At 48.6% G+C, this 19,854-nt stretch carries 18 protein-coding genes and 1 tRNA gene; 10 read left to right on the forward strand and 9 right to left on the reverse strand.

Annotated features, from left to right (window positions below):
- Positions 1-127: 127 nt before the first annotated feature.
- From P8H32_RS06695 to P8H32_RS06720, 6 genes are all read right to left on the reverse strand, one after another.
- A tRNA-Ser gene (locus P8H32_RS06695) sits at positions 128-217 on the reverse strand.
- A gap of 131 nt (positions 218-348) precedes the next feature.
- Complete coding sequence (gene csrA / locus P8H32_RS06700; RefSeq protein ID WP_297292573.1) at positions 349-555, reverse strand: carbon storage regulator CsrA; 207 nt, start codon at positions 553-555, stop codon at positions 349-351.
- Between the two features lie 188 nt (positions 556-743).
- Positions 744-1,979, reverse strand: coding sequence for an aspartate kinase (locus tag P8H32_RS06705; protein ID WP_301088849.1), 1,236 nt, complete (start codon positions 1,977-1,979; stop codon positions 744-746).
- Positions 1,980-2,179: 200 nt separating this feature from the next.
- A complete protein-coding gene (alaS, locus tag P8H32_RS06710) occupies positions 2,180-4,807 on the reverse strand; it encodes an alanine--tRNA ligase (RefSeq protein WP_301088851.1) in 2,628 nt (875 codons plus the stop codon).
- 193 nt (positions 4,808-5,000) lie between these two features.
- A complete protein-coding gene (locus P8H32_RS06715) occupies positions 5,001-5,186 on the reverse strand; it encodes a Trm112 family protein (RefSeq protein ID WP_301088854.1) in 186 nt (61 codons plus the stop codon).
- A 49-nt stretch (positions 5,187-5,235) separates the two neighbouring features.
- A complete protein-coding gene (locus tag P8H32_RS06720) occupies positions 5,236-6,039 on the reverse strand; it encodes a M23 family metallopeptidase (protein WP_301088856.1) in 804 nt (267 codons plus the stop codon).
- Between the two features lie 85 nt (positions 6,040-6,124).
- Here P8H32_RS06720 and greB point away from each other — a divergent pair, with 85 nt between their 5' ends.
- Entirely contained in the window at positions 6,125-6,622 is a 498-nt protein-coding gene (gene greB / locus P8H32_RS06725; protein ID WP_301088858.1) for a transcription elongation factor GreB, read from the forward strand.
- Between the two features lie 64 nt (positions 6,623-6,686).
- Here the strand turns inward: greB and P8H32_RS06730 are convergent, their stop codons facing one another.
- A complete protein-coding gene (locus tag P8H32_RS06730; RefSeq protein ID WP_297291742.1) occupies positions 6,687-7,265 on the reverse strand; it encodes an NUDIX hydrolase in 579 nt (192 codons plus the stop codon).
- Between the two features lie 143 nt (positions 7,266-7,408).
- Between P8H32_RS06730 and P8H32_RS06735 the strand changes: the two genes are divergently transcribed.
- The 5 genes from P8H32_RS06735 (at position 7,409) to P8H32_RS06755 (ending at position 14,207) form a co-directional block, all read left to right on the forward strand.
- Entirely contained in the window at positions 7,409-7,792 is a 384-nt protein-coding gene (locus tag P8H32_RS06735; RefSeq protein ID WP_297291741.1) for a PilZ domain-containing protein, read from the forward strand.
- 153 nt (positions 7,793-7,945) lie between these two features.
- Positions 7,946-8,602 (forward strand): response regulator transcription factor, encoded by a 657-nt coding sequence (locus P8H32_RS06740; RefSeq protein WP_301088862.1) that lies wholly within the window; start codon positions 7,946-7,948, stop codon positions 8,600-8,602.
- A gap of 33 nt (positions 8,603-8,635) precedes the next feature.
- Positions 8,636-9,664, forward strand: a complete 1,029-nt coding sequence (locus P8H32_RS06745) for an ABC transporter substrate binding protein (protein WP_297291739.1) — start codon at positions 8,636-8,638, stop codon at positions 9,662-9,664.
- The gene (locus P8H32_RS06750) at positions 9,661-12,000 is read left to right on the forward strand and encodes an ATP-binding protein (RefSeq protein ID WP_301088863.1); all 2,340 of its coding nucleotides are present in this window, start codon (positions 9,661-9,663) and stop codon (positions 11,998-12,000) included. Before P8H32_RS06745 ends, P8H32_RS06750 begins: the two co-directional genes overlap by 4 nt.
- A gap of 113 nt (positions 12,001-12,113) precedes the next feature.
- Positions 12,114-14,207: a TonB-dependent siderophore receptor gene (locus tag P8H32_RS06755; protein ID WP_301088864.1), complete on the forward strand. Its 2,094-nt coding sequence runs from the start codon at positions 12,114-12,116 to the stop codon at positions 14,205-14,207.
- A 218-nt stretch (positions 14,208-14,425) separates the two neighbouring features.
- On the opposite strand, the gene P8H32_RS06760 is transcribed toward P8H32_RS06755, so the two are convergent.
- Complete coding sequence (locus P8H32_RS06760) at positions 14,426-15,661, reverse strand: AmpG family muropeptide MFS transporter (RefSeq protein ID WP_301088865.1); 1,236 nt, start codon at positions 15,659-15,661, stop codon at positions 14,426-14,428.
- Positions 15,662-15,960: 299 nt separating this feature from the next.
- On the opposite strand from P8H32_RS06760, the gene cobU reads away from it, so the two are divergent.
- Genes cobU through cobS form a run of 4 tightly spaced genes read left to right on the forward strand, consistent with a single transcriptional unit; the run spans position 15,961 to position 18,988 of the window.
- The gene (cobU, locus tag P8H32_RS06765) at positions 15,961-16,491 is read left to right on the forward strand and encodes a bifunctional adenosylcobinamide kinase/adenosylcobinamide-phosphate guanylyltransferase (protein ID WP_297290930.1); all 531 of its coding nucleotides are present in this window, start codon (positions 15,961-15,963) and stop codon (positions 16,489-16,491) included.
- The gene (cobT, locus tag P8H32_RS06770; RefSeq protein WP_301088867.1) at positions 16,488-17,528 is read left to right on the forward strand and encodes a nicotinate-nucleotide--dimethylbenzimidazole phosphoribosyltransferase; all 1,041 of its coding nucleotides are present in this window, start codon (positions 16,488-16,490) and stop codon (positions 17,526-17,528) included. Before cobU ends, cobT begins: the two co-directional genes overlap by 4 nt.
- 28 nt (positions 17,529-17,556) lie before the next feature.
- On the forward strand, positions 17,557-18,189 hold the full coding sequence (locus tag P8H32_RS06775) for a histidine phosphatase family protein (RefSeq protein ID WP_297290928.1): 633 nt from the start codon (positions 17,557-17,559) through the stop codon (positions 18,187-18,189).
- Between the two features lie 7 nt (positions 18,190-18,196).
- Positions 18,197-18,988: an adenosylcobinamide-GDP ribazoletransferase gene (gene cobS, locus P8H32_RS06780; protein WP_297290927.1), complete on the forward strand. Its 792-nt coding sequence runs from the start codon at positions 18,197-18,199 to the stop codon at positions 18,986-18,988.
- On the opposite strand, the gene bluB is transcribed toward cobS, so the two are convergent.
- Positions 18,989-19,660, reverse strand: a complete 672-nt coding sequence (gene bluB / locus P8H32_RS06785) for a 5,6-dimethylbenzimidazole synthase (protein WP_301088869.1) — start codon at positions 19,658-19,660, stop codon at positions 18,989-18,991.
- Positions 19,661-19,854: the final 194 nt, after the last annotated feature.

Genomic DNA, 19,854 nt, shown 5'->3' on the forward strand with positions numbered 1-19,854 from the left:
CCCCTTCGGGGCACCTTCGGTGGTCCAAATTCCGCCTTGGGCGTAATTTGTCGAACCGTTTTGTGTTCGGATCTCTCCTGCTTCGCAGGTTATTTAAAAAGGCCCCAAAAGGGGCCTTTTTAAATAATGGCGGAGAAGGAGGGATTCGAACCCTCGATACAGTTTCCCATATATACCCTTAGCAGGGGCACGCCTTCAGCCACTCGGCCACTTCTCCACGTAAACTTATATAGTTTTTATACTGACTACAGCAGTGCTGATTATTGGGGCCACAACCCCATAAATCGAGCGCGGCATCATACCACATTTACCAGAGAATCAAAGGCTTAAAACCAAAACTCTCCAGCCTTAGCGATTACCGATATTATCGCCTTTCTCACCGTTATCGTCTTTCTCGTTCTGGATACGCAGGTAAATTTCTTCACGGTGAACTGCAATCTCTTTGGGTGCATCAATCCCCAAACGTACCTGATTACCCTTTACCCCCAATACGGTCACGCTTACTTCGTCACCAACCATTAGGGTCTCGCCAATACGGCGGGTTAAAATTAACATGATCGTCTCCTGATCTTTTCGCCCAACACTTTGGGCGGACTCACTGAATTATTGTTGTCTACGAGTCAATTCTAACCACTGGGCTATATAGTATGGCTAATAACATAGCTAATAGCATAACTAATAACATAGCTACATAAACCGGTGGCAACGTTCTCCATGGTTACTCTTTTGCCTGACCAGGTCGCCTAGTCTTCTGTGACAGACTTGTCATCCAAATCAAAGGCCGAATGTAAGGCCCTGACAGCAAGCTCTAAAAACTTCTCATCAATCACTACAGAAATTTTTATTTCTGAGGTAGTGATTAACTGAATATTGGTATTTACATCAGCCAGCGCTTTAAACATTTTGCTGGCAACACCGGCATGCGAGCGCATACCTACACCCACAATGGATACCTTGGCGATTTTAGAGTCAGTTGTCACCTCACGAGCACCCAGCTCTGTTGAGGTGGCTTGCAAAATGGCTTCTGCCTTGGCCATATCGTTGCGGTGGATGGTAAATGTGATGTCATTGGTGCCATCTGCACCAACGTTTTGCACAATGACATCCACTTCAATATTGGCATCACTGATGGGGCCAAGAATACGGTGGGCAATCCCGGGGGTATCTGGCACCCCTAAAATACTGAGTTTGGCTTCATCGCGAGCAAACGCGATGCCTGAAATAGCAGGAGACTCCATAGCACTATTTTCCTCTAGACTGATCAATGTGCCGGTGCCTTCCTGGAAGCTGTGTAGCACTCGCAGGGGAACATTGTATTTACCGGCAAATTCTACGGCGCGGATTTGTAAGACCTTGGAGCCAAGACTTGCCATCTCCAACATCTCTTCAAAGGTAATACGATCAAGGCGGCGAGCGCTTTCAACAACACGAGGGTCGGTGGTGTATACGCCATCCACATCGGTGTAAATCTGGCATTCGTCGGCTTTTAAAGCAGCAGCCAGAGCCACTGCCGTAGTATCTGACCCACCGCGGCCCAAGGTGGTGATATTGTTGTTTTCATCAGCGCCCTGAAAACCGGCCACTACGACGACACGCCCTGCATTCAGGTCTGTACGGATATTGCGCTCGTCTATATCTTTGATTCTGGCTTTATTGTGGGAGCTATCGGTCAGTATTCTTACTTGTGAGCCGGTATAAGAGCGAGCCGGACAGCCGCGCTTGTTTAGCGCCATACTTAAAAGGGCAATGGTGACCTGCTCACCGGTGGAGACCAGCACATCCATTTCACGGGGCGTTGGCTGCTCTTCGATCTCATTGGCCAGGCCGATCAGGCGATTGGTCTCGCCGCTCATAGCAGATACGGCAACCACCATATCATGGCCCTGGCGACGGAACTCGGCCACTTTGTCCGCTACGGACTCAATGCGCTCGATAGTACCTACCGAAGTACCACCAAATTTTTGAACAATTAAACTCATTTTCTCAACAAACTAATCAAGAGATTAAACTCTGGGAGTTGACTGCCATACCCAGAAGCACCAAAAGGGGCGCAATTAAACACTATATCGCCGGCAAATAAAACTGCAGCAGAAGCAATGCTTTAATTTTCTGCTTTTTTAAGCGAAAAAATTACGCAAGTACCTGTTTTGCTGGGAACTTCAGCCTTGTAGGCCATCACTTAAAGTGAATCAGCTACCCAGGCTTTTACGGCCGAAAGCGCCGCTGGCAAGGCTGCGATATCGGAGCCGGCACCTTTAGCCTTATCGGGCTTACCGCCACCCTTGCCTCCCAGCATGGGGGCAATATGCTTCATTAAGTCACCGGCCCTCAACCTGTCCGTTAAATCACCGGTCACACCACAGGCGAGGTTGATTTTCTCACCATCAACACTGGCTATCATGACCACGGCGGAGCCTAATTTATCTTTCAGCTGGGCTACGGTGGTATCCAGTGTTTTCATATCGGCACCATCCAATTGGCTGGCCACTACGTTAACACCACTGATATCTTCAGCCTGGCCTGCAAGGTCGCTGCCTGCGGCAGAAGCCATTTTGGCTTTTACCTGGGCCAGTTCTTTTTCCAGCTGTTTATGGCTCTCAAGTAGTTGTTGGACTTTGCTGGTGACATTGTCTTTGGAGCCTTTGACGATGGCGGCAATATCAGCAACGCAGGCTTCGGTTTGGTCAAATAACTCAATGGCAGCTGCGCCGGTGACCGCTTCTATACGGCGGATACCGGCAGCAATACCCGATTCAGAGGCAATGCGCATTAAGCCAATATCACCAGTGCGAGTAACATGGGTACCACCGCAGAGCTCTACCGAGAAGTTATCCTCGCCCATGGCTAATACGCGGACTTCATCGCCGTATTTTTCGCCGAATAACATCATCGCGCCCAACTCACTGGCGTGGTCCATATCGGTGACGGTGGTTTCTACCGCCGTATTAGCGCGAATTTGGTCATTGACCCGATTCTCTATCTCGGCCAATTGTTCTGCGGTTACGCCCTCAAAGTGGGAGAAATCAAAACGCAGTTTTTGCGCATCAACCAGAGAGCCCTTTTGCACCACATGATCACCCAGAATTTCCCTAAGGGCGGCATGCAAAAGGTGCGTAGCGGAATGATTTAATGCGGTAGATTGCCGGATGGTGCTATCAACGGTTGCATCAAGGCGATCGCCAACGGACAGGCTGCCCTGAGTCAGCACACCGTGGTGAAGGTGGTTATCACCGCTCTTGGTAGTGTCTGATACTTCAAAGCGGGCCGAAGCATTGGTGATAAGACCGCTGTCTCCGGCTTGACCACCGGACTCACCATAGAAAGGGGTGCTGGCAAAGACTACAACGCCCTGCTCTCCTTCGGCTAAGGTCGTTACTAATTCGCCGTCTTTTAACAGCGCAGTTATTTCACACTGGCCTGATAAATCCTGATAGCCGGTAAAGGCTGTAGTGCCTTCAATATTTACCCCTTCGGCTAAATCCATTTTGAAGTTGCTGGCACTACGCGCACGCTGGCGCTGGGCTTCCATGGCTTTTTCAAAACCCGCTTCATCAAGGGTGAGGTTGCGCTCACGGGCAATATCACCGGTCAGGTCAACGGGGAAGCCATAGGTATCATAGAGTTTAAAGATGGTTTCGCCGGGGATTTCTGTACCTTCAAGTTGAGCAAGGTCTGCTTCTAAAATTTTCATACCCTGGTCGAGGGTTTTGGCAAACTGTTGCTCTTCCGTCAGCAAAACTTTTTCTAACTGAGCCTGAAGCTTATTTAATTCCGGATAAGCTTCACCCATTTCTGCCGCAAGAGGAGCCACCAGTCTATAAAAGAAGGCATCCGTTGCACCCAGTTTATTACCGTGACGAACAGCGCGACGAATAATCCGGCGCAGTACATAGCCGCGACCTTCATTGGAGGGCAGTACACCATCAACAATTAAAAAGGCGCAGGAGCGAATATGGTCAGCAATCACGCGCAGTGAGGTGTGGGTGGTATCACTTATACCCAATACGTTGCCCGCGGCATTCAGCAGATTTTGGAATAAATCAATTTCATAGTTGCTGTGCACATCCTGCATAACCGCTGCGATACGCTCCAAGCCCATACCCGTATCAACCGAGGGAGCCGGTAAATCCGCCATGGTGCCATCGGCGGAGCGATTAAATTGCATAAAGACGTTATTCCAGATTTCGATAAAACGGTCGCCGTCTTCATCGGGAGAACCCGGAGGGCCACCGGCAATCTCTTCGCCGTGGTCATAGAAGATTTCAGTGCAGGGGCCGCAGGGGCCGGTATCGCCCATGGACCAGAAATTATCCGAGGCGTATTTGGCGCCTTTATTATCGCCAATACGGATAATACGCGCGGCGGGCACGCCCATTTCATCTTTCCAGATATCGTAGGCTTCATCATCGTCGGCATAGACGGTAACGGTCAATTTGTCGGTGGGAATATTAAGCCACTGCTCTCCCGTTAGAAACTCCCAGGCAAAGCTGATGGCGTCGCGTTTGAAATAGTCGCCAAAGCTGAAGTTACCTAACATTTCAAAGAAGGTGTGGTGCCTGGCGGTGTAGCCTACATTTTCCAAATCATTGTGTTTGCCGCCAGCACGGACACAGCGCTGGGAACTGGTAGCACGCGTATAAGAGCGTTGGTCTTGCCCGGTAAAGACATCTTTAAATTGAACCATACCCGCATTGGTAAAGAGTAAAGTGGGATCGTTGCCTGGCACCAAAGAGCTACTGGCAACACGGGTGTGGCCCTTTTGCTCGAAGTAGCTAAGGAAGGCTTCGCGGATTTCAGAACTTTTCATGTCGTACCCTGGTAAGAAGCTGCTAGTAACAAGCTGCCAGTAAAAAGCTAAATAGACCAATACCATAAATGGCTATTTTAGCGCACCATCTGGCAGCGCAAACAAAGCGGGTAAGTATATAGGAAAGCAGGGAAAAGACCGAATTCAAACAGGCATTTAAGGCAGTTTCACCAAAAAACTGGCAATAACTAACTTAGCCCAATTTCTCTTCGGTAGTGAGCTGGCGGGCTTCTACCTCTAACATCACCGGAATACCATCTCGAATGGGGTAAGCCAGGCCACTGGCTTTGCACACCAACTCCTGGTTTTCCTCGTCATAATCAAGGGGGGCTTTGCTCACTGGGCAAACCAGAATGCTGAGTAGTTTTTTGTCGATCATAAATATCTCTGTTTGTTGATTGCTTTGGTATTGATTACTGAGGCATTGATTACTGAGGCATAGGAGGAACCAGCAATTGTGGATCTATTCGCTGTTTCATCCAGTTCATACGCCAATCCAAATGCGGCCCTGTAGCCCGGCCTCCTGCCCCAACTTCAGCCACAATATCGCCGGGTGCGACTTCATCACCGACTTTGGCAATCACCTTGCTGAGGTGAATCATGGTAGAAGAAACGCCATAGCCGTGATCTATTATAATAGTTCCGCCTGAGAAGAACATATCCTGATGCGCCAAAGTCACCACCCCCGGCGCCGGCGTAGAAACGGGAGTACCCGTTGGTGCGGCGACATCAATACCATAATGGGGCCGATTAGGCTCGCCATTATAAAATCGCTGGCTACCATAAATCCCTGTAATGGGGCCTAGCAACGGCCATTGGAACTCACCGGCAAAATCCATACGGTCAATTAACTGTGCCCTGGCCGCCCTGACCTGGGCCGCCTCTTCACGGCTGCGTTTAATATTGGCCGCACTGGGGCTCATAATTTTTTTGGCAATACCTTCAACACGCTGGATCTTATAGTCGCGGGCGGCAATGGTCAGTTTTTGGGAAACGGTTTCACCATTGGTCTTTTCTACCGTTAATTGTGCTGCGGCCTTAGCGTCGCGACCAAAGCCTATGGCAAATACACCCTGCTCACTCACCTTAACCGGCTGCCGGTCCAAAAACACACGACTGCCTGCCTCTACACGGCCAATGACCAGGCCACCCTGCTGCAGCGGCCCGGTCAATTCCAGCGCCACCAAGGCTGAGGGTAAATAGGCCAAACATAGAATCAGGAAATAGCGCACTGCCAACCTCGTTATATAAGCTCGTTTTCACGATAACAACCGCTATAATACTCTGCTCTACCTGTATGAGGAAGACTGAACCGCTATGGGCCGCTACCGTCCACCCCGCAAACCAGGATCATTTTATATCACCCCCGAAGGTGAGAAAGCCCTGCGCGATGAGGTTTATCAACTGTGGAAAGTCGAACGCCCCCAAGTAACCGCTGTCGTTAGCGAGGCGGCAAAAAATGGTGACCGCTCAGAAAACGGCGACTATATCTATGGTAAAAGAAGGCTAAGGGAGATTGATAGCCGGGTCGGTTTTCTTACCAGGCGGCTGGATAAACTGGAAGTTGTTGACCGTATTCCCGACAACCAAAATAAAATTTACTTTGGTGCCTGGGTAACCGTGGAAGAAGAAGACGGCAGTGAAAACACTTACCGGATTGTTGGGCCAGATGAGTTTGATCTTAGTTTGGGAAAACTCAGTATGGATTCGCCAATGGCCAAGGCTTTGCTAGGTAAATCTGTTGGTGATGAGATTGTATTTAAGACCCCTGACGGTGAGCGGGAACTTTATATCAGCAAGGTCCAATACAAATAATCCGTCATTCCCGCGCAGGCGGGAATGACGTTCCTTTGGGAATGACGGTGGATCTTTGGAATAGCTATCGCAGGATTTTTTCTACCGCTAATAAGCCGGCAATAGAAATCACATCGGTAATTTCACCTCGCTCCAGCATGGCAATGGCCTCACTAAAAGGCAGGTGTTTTACTACCAGGTCACTTTCTGTATCTTCCAATGCCTGCTCTCCCTGCTGTAAATTACGGGCCAAAAAAACATAGCCCTGTTCATCCGTTACCGAATTGGATGTATGCAGCTTAAATAGCTGCTGCCAATCGCCGCCGTGCAAACCGGTTTCTTCCCGCAGTTCTCGCTGGGCGCAGTCCAGGGGTTCTTGCTCCAGTGAGCCACCACCCATGGGAATTTCCCAGCTGTATTCATCCAGGGCATAACGATACTGGCCCACCAGTACCGTATGATTATTTTCATCCAGGGGGATAATACCAATCGCCCGGTTTTTAAAATGAACCTTGCCATAAATACCCGATGAACCTGACGGAGTAATCACCTCTTCATGGGTTAAGGCAATCCACGGGTTGTCATACACAGAGGTTTGCGATTGACGCTGCCACGGCCCTATTTTGATCGGATGTTTAACCAAATCATTGTTGTCGTCGCTCATAAAAACTCATTACTCAAAGTTATACTCAGTAGGAATAATACTCCATATGGGCCAGATGCACAGAGCCCATGCTCCCGCCGCTGCCCAGCGGCTTAAATTATGGTAGAGTATTGGCCAATATCCGTACACACGGGAACAACAATATGACCAGGACCACAGAGCGCCGGCACCATTCGCGCTACCCTGCCAGCCATATCAAAGTACTGATCAAGTCCCTGCGCCATGATAGCGACTGGGAAAAAGGCCATATCAGTACAGTTGATTTCAATCGTTTTGGCATTGGCCTTGAAACCACCCATAACTTCGCCATTGGCGATATCCTTTCATTACTGATTCGCACCGACGACTCCACCCTCGCCGAGGTTAATGGCCTGGTTTGCAATCGCGCTCAAACACTGACTGGATATCGCTTTGGCGTGCGTTTTGAGCATGAGGGCTGCGAACAGGAAACATCTCCCGATGCAGTGATTAATATCAGTGAAGAGATATTAATGATTGAAAAGGAAGCTGTTTCGGCATTGCATTAAGCCATTTTGTATCCCTCTCACTGGTATAAACTGCCAACAATGGCCAAGGTCACTAATACTTTAGGAGTATTGGTGTACTCCCCCATTCATTAGACAATAACTCAGGCTAATAAAACCGTTATTAGCCAATTATTAGCCAACTACGAGTGCACTATGCGAGTACTAATTGTTGATGACCATCAACTGATTCGAGCTGCCTTAAGGGATTTATTACATCGACAATATTCAATACTGGATTGTGTTGAAGCCAGCAGTGGCGAAACTGCTCTCTCTGCGGTCAAGCAAAAGGAATTTGATGTGGCCATTGTGGACCTGTTTATTCCCGGTGAAACCGCCTTTGTTTTTCTCCAAAAGCTGTGCAAACAGAGACCGAGCCTGCCGGTGGTTGTTCTATCTGCCACTGACAATCAGCAGCATATGCAGCAATGCATAGATTTGGGAGCCAAGGCTTTTGTGAATAAAGGCGAGGCTATGGAAAAGGTGATAGATGCCATAGAAAAAGTGATCATTGGAGATGTGTTTTTACCGAGTGCACTTAGCAAAAAAGTTGAAACTTCGATTTCACCTGAGTCTGGAGAACTGCCAGACCTGAATTTAGAAATAGTGCTCAAGGTACTCACTGACCGACAGCTGGATATTATACGGATGATAGCCCAGGGCAAATCCAACAAAGCCATTGCTCGGGAAAAAGAACTATCTGACAACACCGTTAAGGTTCATGTCAGCGCCATTTTACGTGCACTGGATTTAAAGAACAGAACACAGATAGGTTTACTGGCCCAAAAGCTTGGGCTAATTAATTTCAATTAAGTTTGTTACATTTTATAAGATCATGAAATACAAATGCCAAAGGTTGGCCTAACTATTATGCAGGCACTGGCCACACCGCTATTACTAGCGGTGCTGGCTTTGTGTGCGCCGCTATTGGCCTACGCCGACAGTACTCATATCACCTTTGTAGTGGTTAAAAATGAGGGTATCTATAAAAAAATTATCGACTCTGCCCAACAGTCATTAAAACTTTCTGGCCACGAGATTGATGCGACCATTGTTGAAGTTAGTGAGGTTGAAGTTAATGAGGTTGAAGTTAACAAGGTTGAAGTTAACGAAGCTGACGTTAACAAAGCTAAAAAAGCCGGACACACTTCAGCTATAAGCAACGCCGATAGCCAGGTAGTCTCCATTGGCACCAAAGCGGCAGCCTTTAGCTATCAGCAATTTCCCAATAGGCCAGTAACCAATGCGCTAATCACCCATTCCAGTTTTGCGCAATTAGCCCAAGATAACTTTGGCAGTAGCGAACAGGCATTGGCTAAACAGATTACCCCACTATTTATTGACCAGCCTATATCGCGCTTTATTGCATTGGGTTTAGAACTGGTTCCCAACGCCAAGACCATCGGCGTATTAGTTGGGCCATCCAATAAATCACAAATACCCACCATCAAAGCCAAGGCGGCAAGCAATGGACTTCGTATTAATATTGCCCAGCTTGAGCCCAATAGCAACCCGATAAAAGTTATCGAACCGGTGATGCGTGGCAGTGACTTCTTTGTCGTGCTACCTGACAGAAAACATATCAACCAGCTGGCAGCAAAGTGGACACTGCCACTCAGCTATCGCTACCGTAAACCTTTAATCGCCTACTCACAGAAATATGTCGATGCCGGCGCACTGGCCTCGGTATTTACTTCCCTTGAAGATGTAGCTGATTCCATAGCCCTGCAATTGCAACAGAAAACCGACAGTGACCAGAGTACGCCGTTCTCTGTTTCCCTGAATCGCGCAGTGGGCCGGTCATTGCGTATTCAGCTTCGAAAAGCTGACGAATACCAGCAGCGATTGCAAAACAGGGAGGCGGCTGAGCAATGAACCTGAGACAAAAATTCTCCGGCATCCGCAGTCGCCTGTTGATTATTTCAATAGCGCCAATCCTTATTGTTGCCGCTGCTCTATCATTCTCCAGCCTGTCGACATCAACCGATATGCTTAATCGCTCGCTGGCTGATTCTGGAGAATCTACCGCCATCTTTATGGCCTCAACCGCCGAGCTAAGTATGTATGCGGAAGACCGGGCCACACTGGAAAGCCTTGGCCGTAGCGCTTTACGCTTACCCTCCCTTGCCGGTGTTGGCTTTATCAATAGCAGCAATCATCTTATTGCCGTTACCGGTGACAAACAGCTAATGAATGCAGCCTATATCAAGCCATGCATCCAGCAAGGCAGCTTTGATAGCAATGACTATTTGCATATCTGTAAACCTATTATCGGCAGCACCCGGGATTTTTCTGACTTTGGCTCGCAAGAGCAAGGGGAAGAGAATGTAGCGCCTGAACACTACGGCTGGGTTGTTTTGGCCATCAGTCGAGAAGCGCTATTTGCCCAGGTGCGTAGCAATATCTATATTATCGGTTCAGTTACCCTCGGTGTGGTTGTTATTGTTTCGATGTTGGCTTTGAGAATCGGCCGTAGTATTTCAGCCCCTGTACTCTCGCTGGAGAAAACAGTAAAGGACCTTGGTAAAGGCAACTATGAAAGCCATGCCGAGGAAGCCGGCCCCATCGAAACCCGGGCACTGGCAAAAGGGATTAATAGTTTGGCCACTGCAGTAGCTACCTCGCAGGAGCAACTGGAACAAAAAGTAAAGAATGCCACTCGACAGTTGACCCTGGCGCTAAAAAATATTACTGACAAAAACACCGACCTGGAGCAAGCCCAACAAGACCTTAAGTCGGCCATGGCCGCCAAAGACCAATTCCTGGCCAGAATGAGCCATGAGTTACGCACGCCACTAACCGCAGTGACCGGTTTTTCTCGCTTGCTTCATCAATCGGATATGGATGAAACACAGACCCAATACAGCGAAAATATTATTGCCGCTTCAGAATTACTAATGGGAACTATTGACAGCATCCTGGATTTTTCAAAACTGCAGGAACAAGCACTGCCCATTGAAATCATTGATTTTGATTTACGCGAAGCCATGGAAAGCCTGGTCGCCATGCAAGCTTACCAGGCCCACAGTAAATCACTGGAATTAGTACTGATTATTGATCCCGATGTACCTGTGCAATTACAAGGCGACCCTACCCGCATTAAGCAGGTGATCAACAACCTCCTGAGTAATGCCATTAAATTTACTGACCAGGGTGAAGTCATACTGCATATATCAGTGATTAAAGACAGCAAGGAAAAAACACGCCTGTCTTTACAGGTCAAGGACTCCGGTATTGGCATAGACAGTGAAAGCCAGAATCGTTTATTCCAACCTTTTTCACAGGCAGATGATTCTATTACCCGGCGCTTTGGTGGCACCGGTTTGGGCCTGGTTATTTGCAAGCAACTGCTGGAATTAATGAACGGCAGCATCCATATCAGCAGCGAGCCCAATAAAGGCAGTACTTTTTACGTCGAGTTGCCACTGGCTAAAAGTAACAACACCCCTAACACAAAACCAGAGAGCACCTCTTATAACAAGTGTGGTGAAAAACCATTAGCCGATGACAAACACAATACCGTCATCCAGCACCTCAAAGACCTGAACATATTGATTGCAGAAGATAACCCTTACAATCAGCAACTCATTAAATCAATACTGGAATTACTGGGAGCCCATGTCATTACCGCTGATAACGGCGAACAGGCTATTGTGCAATTCCAACAACATGCCGTTGATATTGTGTTAATGGATATTCATATGCCAGTGATGGATGGCATTACAGCCACGGTTCAAATTTCTGAACTGGCCGGTGACGAAGGGATACCCATCATCGGGCTAACGGCCAACATTATGGACAACGAACGCCAGACCCTGATGCAGGCCGGTGCCGCTGACATTTTATTTAAGCCACTGGACGAACAGCAACTGATTGCCACGATCACTGAGCTTGTGGGTAGAACTCCAATAAAAAATACCCTGGAAGATAACAAACAAACATCCGGACTGATGCAATCTGTCGCCTCCAAAGAAACTTTGCAACAAGAGCTTAACCGCCTGCTACAAAAACTCGAACAAGCCATCACCGAAAAAAAGCGGCAGGCCGCTGCAGAAATCATTCATGAAATGCAGGGGCTTTCAGGAATATTTGGCACCGAGGAAGTCACCACAGCGATTAATACCTTACACGTTACATTAAAGGCAGATTCAGCCTCTAACCGTACAACCACACTGATTGAAAATATAAAAATAACGATTAACAATCTATAAGCTGCTACTCACATAGTAAAGTTGTTAGGCAAAAAGTATGGGACTGCACTATAATCGGCAATCATCACAGTAAGTGATAAGCAACTCCATAATAAAAAGGACGGCCCCCTCCTATGGCTCAACACCGTATAAATGGGAAAGCAGCAGCTACAACAAATAGCCTGCTTCCAGTAATAGTTTTAACACTAAGCCTGCCTCTAAGCACATTAGCCGATAACAATCTGGTGACAGAAGAAGATATGTTTGGTGATATCCCCATGATCACCGGTGCCAGTCATTTTCCCCAGACCATCGCCGAGGCACCCACTTCGGTCACTATTATCGACCGCCAAATGATCGATGCCTCCGCTGCGGTAGAAATTGTTGATTTGTTTCGATTAATACCTGGCTTTCAGGTTTATATGCCCCACTACGGTCGCCCGGCGATTAATTATCACGGTTTTCCCCAGGAATATTCCTATCGGATGGAAGTAAAAATTGATGGCCGCTCGGTTTATGAGCCTTCAGAAAATGCCGTGCTTTGGTCAACGCTGGGTATAGAACTGGACGATATTGACTATATCGAAGTGATACGTGGTGCCAATGCTCCCGCTGACGGTGCCAATGCCACCACCGCCTCCGTCAATATTATTACCAAGGCTCCCATCGCCGTCAAAGGCTGGCGAGTGCGGGCAGTAGCCGGTGACTGGAACACGCAAAATATATCGGCGGCTTACAGTGGTATCGAGGATGGCTTCTCTTACAAAATCAATGGCGGTTATGATTATAACAGTGGTTTTCCCACAATCGATGGCAATGAATTCGATGATAATACTGAGACCAGCTATATCAACCTGCGGTCTATCATCACACCGACGCTGTATGACTCTATTGACGCTCAAGCAGGCTATAGCGATAGCAATATTGATATGGCTGACAGTGGCCGCTCTATTAGCGTCCAGGATATTATCAAGTGGGATTATGAAAGCTTCTACCTGTTTACAGGCTGGGAGAGACGTCTGGCCAATCAGGATAGCTTTGAACTCTTGTTCTACTATAACCGCGCCAATATCGATGCACCGGAAAACCTGGGGTTATTTTCTGATCTTCTGGGTGTAAGACCCAGTGATGTGCCGGACCAATTCCCCGGTCTTGATGATTTTGAAGTTCTCTATGGTCTTTACGATAGCTACGCCGAACGCAGCGATCTGGAGTTTCGCTACAAAGGTGATATCGGCGGCAGCACACGCTATATGCTGGGACTGGCCAGCCGCTATGACCGCATGAAAAGTGAGCGACAGTTTATTGATGCTGTTGACGTAGAAGAAAGTTCACAGCGACTCTTTACCAATATTGAAACCAAAGCCACAGACCACTGGACCTTTAACGCCGGTGTGATCATCGAGTACAATAAAATCGTCGATGATTACGCCTCCTATCGTCTCTCGGCCAACTACAAAATCAACCCAAACCACAGCCTGCGCTTTGCCTATAATGATGGCGAACGCTCGCCAGGGCTGTATGAAGCCAATCAGCAAAGCGGCGTTACCGAAGCCGGTTATCCCCTGGATGTAGACACTGTCGCACCGGACGACCTGGATACCGAAAAATTTGAAAGCCAGGAAATCAGTTATTACGGCAACCTGCTTGACCAGGCACTGACATTGGAAATCAAACTGTTCAAAGAAAAAAGTCGCGACCTGGTGAAATACACCAATATGGATACCGACTCCTACTTTGATTTTACCGACCTGAATGGTGACTTTACCCTGCGCACTAATTCAGCCTGGGTCAATGCCGAGGGTATTGAAACGCAAATCAAATACCAACCGGACCAACACTGGCTAGTTAACTTCCAGTACAGCTATACCGACCACGAGGGCTTATGGCTCCGGCAAATCTATGACACTGGCAGGCTGCGCATCAATAGCTGGGACGATATAGCCCCGGCAGAAATGACCAGCCTGACCACCGCCTACTTCTTTGCATCAGGTCTGGAAGCCAGTGTGATGATCTACTACCAGGACGAAACTGAGTGGGAGCAGGGAGACCCCTCTGACGACTATGTTCGGGTGGATGCCCGCCTGGCCAAGCGGCTAAGGGCTGGAGGTAACGAGGTATTAATCGAACTGATCGGCCAAAATGTCTTTGATCAGGACTATAGCGAGTTTCATCGCATTAACGACTATGAAAGCCGCTATTTATTGCGCTTGACCGTGGGGCTGTAATCCATTGGCCGTACTCCATTGGCTGAGGGCATTATCTACCCCACCGTCCCTGGAAATATTTATGGGTACTAATACTTAGGTATTATTTATTTTTTACCTTTTTACAGCCAAACTATAGTTAATGGTGACAGTGAGGAGGGCGGATTCCTCCATATACGGATCGTAGCACTTCAGCATCTAGCCCCCTTAGGATGGGGGCACACTTTCTTCTCCTACCCTTATAACCGCTCATTCCAGGGCGCCACCTTAAACAGCAGTAACATCCCCGGCACAGCAATCAACGCGCAGAGCAAAAAGAAATTAGTCCAGCCGGAGTATTCAACAATCACCCCCGTCACCGCATTGGCAAAGGTTCTGGGCAAAGCCGTCAGGGCAGTCAGCAAGGCAAACTGGGTGGCCGCATAACGCTTATCCGTTTCCCGGGCAATAAAGGCCACAAAGGCAGCAGTACCCAAACCGACACCCAGATACTCAAAAGCTATCACCGCGGCCAGCATCCATAGGTCAGCGCCCACCTCTGCCAAAACAGCAAAACCTAAAATACTCAACAGCTGCACCACACCAAAAATCCATAGCGCCCGGTTAATACCCAGCTTGATCATCCAGATTCCACCCAGCAGGCCGCCAATAATCATTGGCCATAAGCCAGCATTTTTAGCCACTACACCGATCTCAGTTTTGGTAAAACCAAGGTCGAGGTAAAACACCGACGACAAGGCGGTAGCCATACTATCGCCCACCTTATAGAAAAACATAAAGGCGAGAATCAACAGCGCTGCGGAGAGATTTTTACGGGTAAAAAATTCTTTAAACGGTTCAACAATGGCAGAATGCAAAGTGGCTGGCGTCCCTTCCACCCGAGGGGGCTCCTTCACCCATAAGGTCATAGCCACGCCGGGCAACATAAAAGCCGCCACGATCCAAAACACCAGCGACCACGACATAAAGTCCGCCAGTATCAACGCCAGCGAACCCGGCACCAGGCCCGCTATACGATAGGCTTGCACATGAATAGTATTGCCCAGCCCCAACTCGGAGTCCGGCAGTATCTCACGTCGAAAAGCATCTAACACAACATCCTGGCTGGCACTAAAAAAAGCCAGGGCCAAAGCCATATAAGCCACTGTAACCAGAGATAACCCGGGGTCGAGCATACCCAGGCAACCTATCAATAGCAGGCTGGCAAGCTGCATCGGTAGCAACCAGCCTCGGCGGCGCCCCAATAGTGGCGGCGTATATCTATCCATTAGCGGCGCCCAGAGAAATTTTAAGGTATAGGGCATACCCACAAGGGCGAATAAACCAATCTCTGCCAGGCTGGCATTATTCTCACGCAACCACACCTGCAGTAATTGAATAATGACGTAAAGGGGTAAACCAGAACTAAAACCGGTAAACACACAGATCAGCATGCGGCGGTTAAAAATGGCTTGTTTTAATTCGGGATTGATCAAGAATGATCCTTATAAAGAAACAATAGAACAAGCCTGATGTTAACAAGAATGATTGTTGGGCACGAGTAGATTATACTCAATCCCTACCCTGTCACTCCCACGACAACTTACGTCATTCCCGCGAAGGCGGGAATCCAGCGCTGTAGATTTCCGCTTCGCGGAAATAACAGCATAAGCATGCAGGCTGGATTCCCGCCTTCGCGGGAATGACGGGGCTACGGCGATGACGGGGCTACGGGAATGACGAGACTATGGGAATGACGAGACTATGGGAGTAACAGAGCAAAAAAATGATACCCATGAAACAACTGATCCTCGGCGGCGCCCGCTCCGGCAAAAGCTCACTGGCAGAACGGCTGGCCAAAGATAGCGGCAAATCAGTTATCTATATTGCCACCGCCGACGCCAGCTATAACGATGTTGAAATGGAGCAACGCATTCAGCACCACCGAAATAGCCGCCCCGCTCACTGGCCCACCATAGAAGAACCGTTATATCTCGCCGAGCAACTAAAGCAGCAGGCCAGCGCTGATAGCTGTTTGCTAGTGGACTGTCTGAGTCTATGGCTGAGTAATTGCCTAATGCAGGAAGATAAAGACTTCTGGCAACAGCAACGGCAACAACTGATGCAATGTTTTGCCACACTACCCGGCGATATTATTTTGGTCGGTAATGAAGTCGGTTCCGGCATTATCCCACTGGGTGAAATTAACCGACGCTTTGTCGATGAAACAGGCTTTCTGCACCAGGCTTTAGCCAAACACTGTGACCGCGTCATACTAACGGCTGCGGGTTTACCGCTAGTCATGAAGGGAAACCCCCTATTATGAACTGGCTAGAGCAGCCCGTTAAATCCCCCTGTGATAAATCAATACTGACGGCAACCGCGCGCCAGCAGCAACTCACAAAACCACCGGGCTCTTTAGGACAATTGGAAACACTGGCCATTCAGCTAGCCGGGCTACAAGCCACCGAAACCCCAGCCGTCAACAACATCGCCATCAGTATTTTTGCCGCGGACCACGGTATTGCCGCCGAAAAAGTCTCCGCCTTTCCACAGGCAGTTACTGCAGAAATGATTAGAAACTTTGCCCATGGTGGCGCCGCTATTTCAGTATTGGCTAAACAACTGAACGCGAAACTGCGTGTTGCCAACCTCGGTACAGTGACAGAGCTGGAAGCTATAACAGGCGTTGAAGATAATCGCCTTGGGGCTGGCACTGCCAACTTTGCCAAAACAGCGGCAATGACTGAACAACAATTGCAACAAGCCCTGGCCATAGGCAAACAACATATTGATGAAGCCGGTGCCGATATATTTATTGGTGGTGAGATGGGCATTGCCAATACCACCTCAGCCACCGCACTGGCCTGCGCCCTTCTGCAAAAACCTGCCTCGGCATTAACCGGCCCGGGCACCGGTATTAACCGTGAGACACAGCAACATAAACAACAGATTATTGAAGCCGCATTGGCCCTGCATCAACCCAAACCAAGCCAAGCCCTTGAAAACCTACGCCTGCTAGGTGGCTTTGAAATTGCGGCACTAACAGGTGCCTTTATCCGTGGTGCTCAAGTGGGTATGCCCTTATTAATTGATGGATTTATTGCTTCCATTGCCGCACTCACTGCCCTGTGCTATCAACCCGGCATTGCCCCCTGGTTAATCTTAGGTCATCAATCCGCTGAACCCGGCCATCAAGCGGTAGTCGCTGCCTTAGATAAAACACCACTACTACAATTACAAATGCGCCTGGGAGAAGCCAGCGGTGCCGCCTGCGCTGTTCCCCTGTTGCAATTAGCTTGTACACTGCACAACAGCATGGCAACCTTCGACAGCGCTAATATTAGTACGGCCACACCATGACAATATAACAAACAGCATGACAAACACTATGACAATAACTGACTTTCAAACCACGACCATCGATATTTTACGCCACGGCCAAACCGTAGCCGATGATATTTTGCGAGGACGCATTGATGTCCCCCTATCGGATAATGGTTACCAACAGATGCAGGATCGCCTCAACCCGTTAATAGATCCGTCTGCACCCTGGCAACAAATCATTACCTCACCATTACAACGCTGCGCCGCCTTTGCCGATGATATCAATCAACAGCACGGCACCCCGGTGACGATAAATGAGGGTTTTTTAGAAATGGACTTTGGCGACTGGGACGGTAAATCCTTTGAGGAATTAAAAGCTAACGACCCAGTACTGTTTAGCAAAATATGGCGGCAACCCCATCGTTACAGCCCACCTAATGGCGAACCCTTTACCGATTTTTCAGCACGTATTGGCTCGGCATGGGAAGGCTTGATAAAACAGCATGGTGGCAAACATATATTGCTGATTTGTCACGGCGGCGTTATCCGAGCCTTGCTAGGCCATATTATGGAAACTCCACTCACAGCACTATCCCGTATTGAGGTTCCCTATGCCTGTTTAAGTAGAGTCAAAGTTCACCATCAACAAGGTAAAGACCATTGGCCGCAATTAATTTTTCATAACGTTCATCAATAGGATAACCATGAGGCTAACTACAAGTCATTGGTTAAAAGCCCTGGCCACCGCCTTTATTTTTTTAACGCGCTTACCTATGCCGCGATTTGAAAGCATAGCGCCAGAAGATGAAGGGCGATCATTGCTCTGCTTCCCCATTGTCGGCCTGGTCATTGGCCTAATGATGTTGGTGTTGGCAAAAGCATTATTTCCTTTAACATCGCCATTAGTCATTGCTGCCGTATTGGTAGCTTTCTGGGCTGCCGTCACCGGCGGTCTTCATCTGGACGGTCTGGCCGACAGCGCGGACGGCTGGTTAGGTGGTACCAATGACGTCAATAGAACCCTGGAAATTATGCATGATTCCCGTTGCGGCAGCGGTGCACTAGTTGCTGTGGTCTGTGTTTTACTGGTGAAGTTTGCGGCTTTAACGATCGTTGTGCAGCACCAACTGTGGATGGTATTAATCATCGCGCCGATTTTAGGTCGCTGTATAGCGCCGTTATTATTTATTCCAGGCCCATTTCCTTATGCGCCTTACGTACAACCTTCAGGCATTGCCAAACACTTTATTGAGCACTGCCCCGCTATCGCCAGACAGACCACCTTAGCGGCGATTATTCTCTGTGGTATTGCCTTAGGGAGTATCACCTCCGGGCTACTTATACTTGGCAGTTGCACGCTAATACTATTTTTACTGCGACGCTTAATGTTACAAAGATTGGGAGGGGCGACGGGCGATACAGCAGGAGCTGCTACTGAAATTATTGAAACGACGGCGTTACTTAGCGCAGGACTATTTTTAGTACCAACACTATAATTAATCCCGTTGATGGGCGTCGCTGGCTTTATCTTCCTGCCAGCCATTGTCCATAACCACATTATCCAGCTTACCGCTTTTGATCCAGCCTTCTTGCTCTAACATGGGCGCATCATAAAATTTCTCAACATGGCCCAGGCATAAAATAGCAACAGGTTTGGTGTCATCCGGCATAGCTAATAATTCACGCACAGCACCGGGATCAAACATCGACACCCAACCCAGGCCCAAACCTTCAGCCCTTGCCGCTAGCCACATATTTTGAATCGCACAAGACACTGACGCCAAATCCATTTCCGGTAAAGTACGACGGCCAAAAACAAAATTGTCGCGCTTATCCATCAAGCCCACCACTAGCAACTCACCACAATCCATAATCCCTTCAACTTTTAACTGCATAAACTCATCTTCACGCTGCTGCAAAGCCCTGGCGGTTTTAATACGCTCCTGCTCGACTAACTGATGCAAAGACTGCCGGACAGCCGGATCACTAATACGCATAAAGCGCCAGGGCTGCATCATGCCAACACTGGGAGCGGCATGAGCAGCTGCCAATAATTTGTTCACTACATCGGGATCAACAGGCGCCGATAAAAAATGGCGCATATCCCGCCGCTGATATATGGCGTTGTAAACAGCTTGCTTATGATCTTCAGGGAATTCGTGGGGCATTGTTTTGGTATTCGAGTTAGACGGGGCAACAGTATAACAAAGTTTTGAGACCACACGCTTACCATCATTTCCCCCCTTACCGTCATTCCCGCGCAGGCGGGAATCCCGACTGCAGGGGTATGCTGTTATTTTCGCCAAAGCGAAAGTCTACAGCACGGGATTCCCGCCTGCGCGGGACTGACGGTAAGGGCGAG

Source organism: Oceanicoccus sp., from assembly GCF_029238675.1.
Lineage (GTDB): Bacteria > Pseudomonadota > Gammaproteobacteria > Pseudomonadales > Dasaniaceae > Oceanicoccus.

Bases quoted from the DNA above. Each gene is read 5' to 3' on its own strand.
- P8H32_RS06705 (WP_301088849.1), bottom strand. From the start codon at position 1,979: ATGAGTTTAATTGTTCAAAAATTTGGTGGTACTTCGGTAGGTACTATC.
- cobT (WP_301088867.1), top strand. From the start codon at position 16,488: ATGAACTGGCTAGAGCAGCCCGTTAAATCCCCCTGTGATAAATCAATA.
- cobS (WP_297290927.1), top strand. From the start codon at position 18,197: ATGAGGCTAACTACAAGTCATTGGTTAAAAGCCCTGGCCACCGCCTTT.
- cobU (WP_297290930.1), top strand. From the start codon at position 15,961: ATGAAACAACTGATCCTCGGCGGCGCCCGCTCCGGCAAAAGCTCACTG.
- P8H32_RS06775 (WP_297290928.1), top strand. From the start codon at position 17,557: ATGACAATAACTGACTTTCAAACCACGACCATCGATATTTTACGCCAC.
- bluB (WP_301088869.1), bottom strand. From the start codon at position 19,660: ATGCCCCACGAATTCCCTGAAGATCATAAGCAAGCTGTTTACAACGCC.
- csrA (WP_297292573.1), bottom strand. From the start codon at position 555: ATGTTAATTTTAACCCGCCGTATTGGCGAGACCCTAATGGTTGGTGAC.
- P8H32_RS06735 (WP_297291741.1), top strand. From the start codon at position 7,409: ATGACCAGGACCACAGAGCGCCGGCACCATTCGCGCTACCCTGCCAGC.
- P8H32_RS06740 (WP_301088862.1), top strand. From the start codon at position 7,946: ATGCGAGTACTAATTGTTGATGACCATCAACTGATTCGAGCTGCCTTA.
- P8H32_RS06730 (WP_297291742.1), bottom strand. From the start codon at position 7,265: ATGAGCGACGACAACAATGATTTGGTTAAACATCCGATCAAAATAGGG.
- P8H32_RS06755 (WP_301088864.1), top strand. From the start codon at position 12,114: ATGGCTCAACACCGTATAAATGGGAAAGCAGCAGCTACAACAAATAGC.
- P8H32_RS06745 (WP_297291739.1), top strand. From the start codon at position 8,636: ATGCCAAAGGTTGGCCTAACTATTATGCAGGCACTGGCCACACCGCTA.
- greB (WP_301088858.1), top strand. From the start codon at position 6,125: ATGGGCCGCTACCGTCCACCCCGCAAACCAGGATCATTTTATATCACC.
- alaS (WP_301088851.1), bottom strand. From the start codon at position 4,807: ATGAAAAGTTCTGAAATCCGCGAAGCCTTCCTTAGCTACTTCGAGCAA.
- P8H32_RS06715 (WP_301088854.1), bottom strand. From the start codon at position 5,186: ATGATCGACAAAAAACTACTCAGCATTCTGGTTTGCCCAGTGAGCAAA.
- P8H32_RS06750 (WP_301088863.1), top strand. From the start codon at position 9,661: ATGAACCTGAGACAAAAATTCTCCGGCATCCGCAGTCGCCTGTTGATT.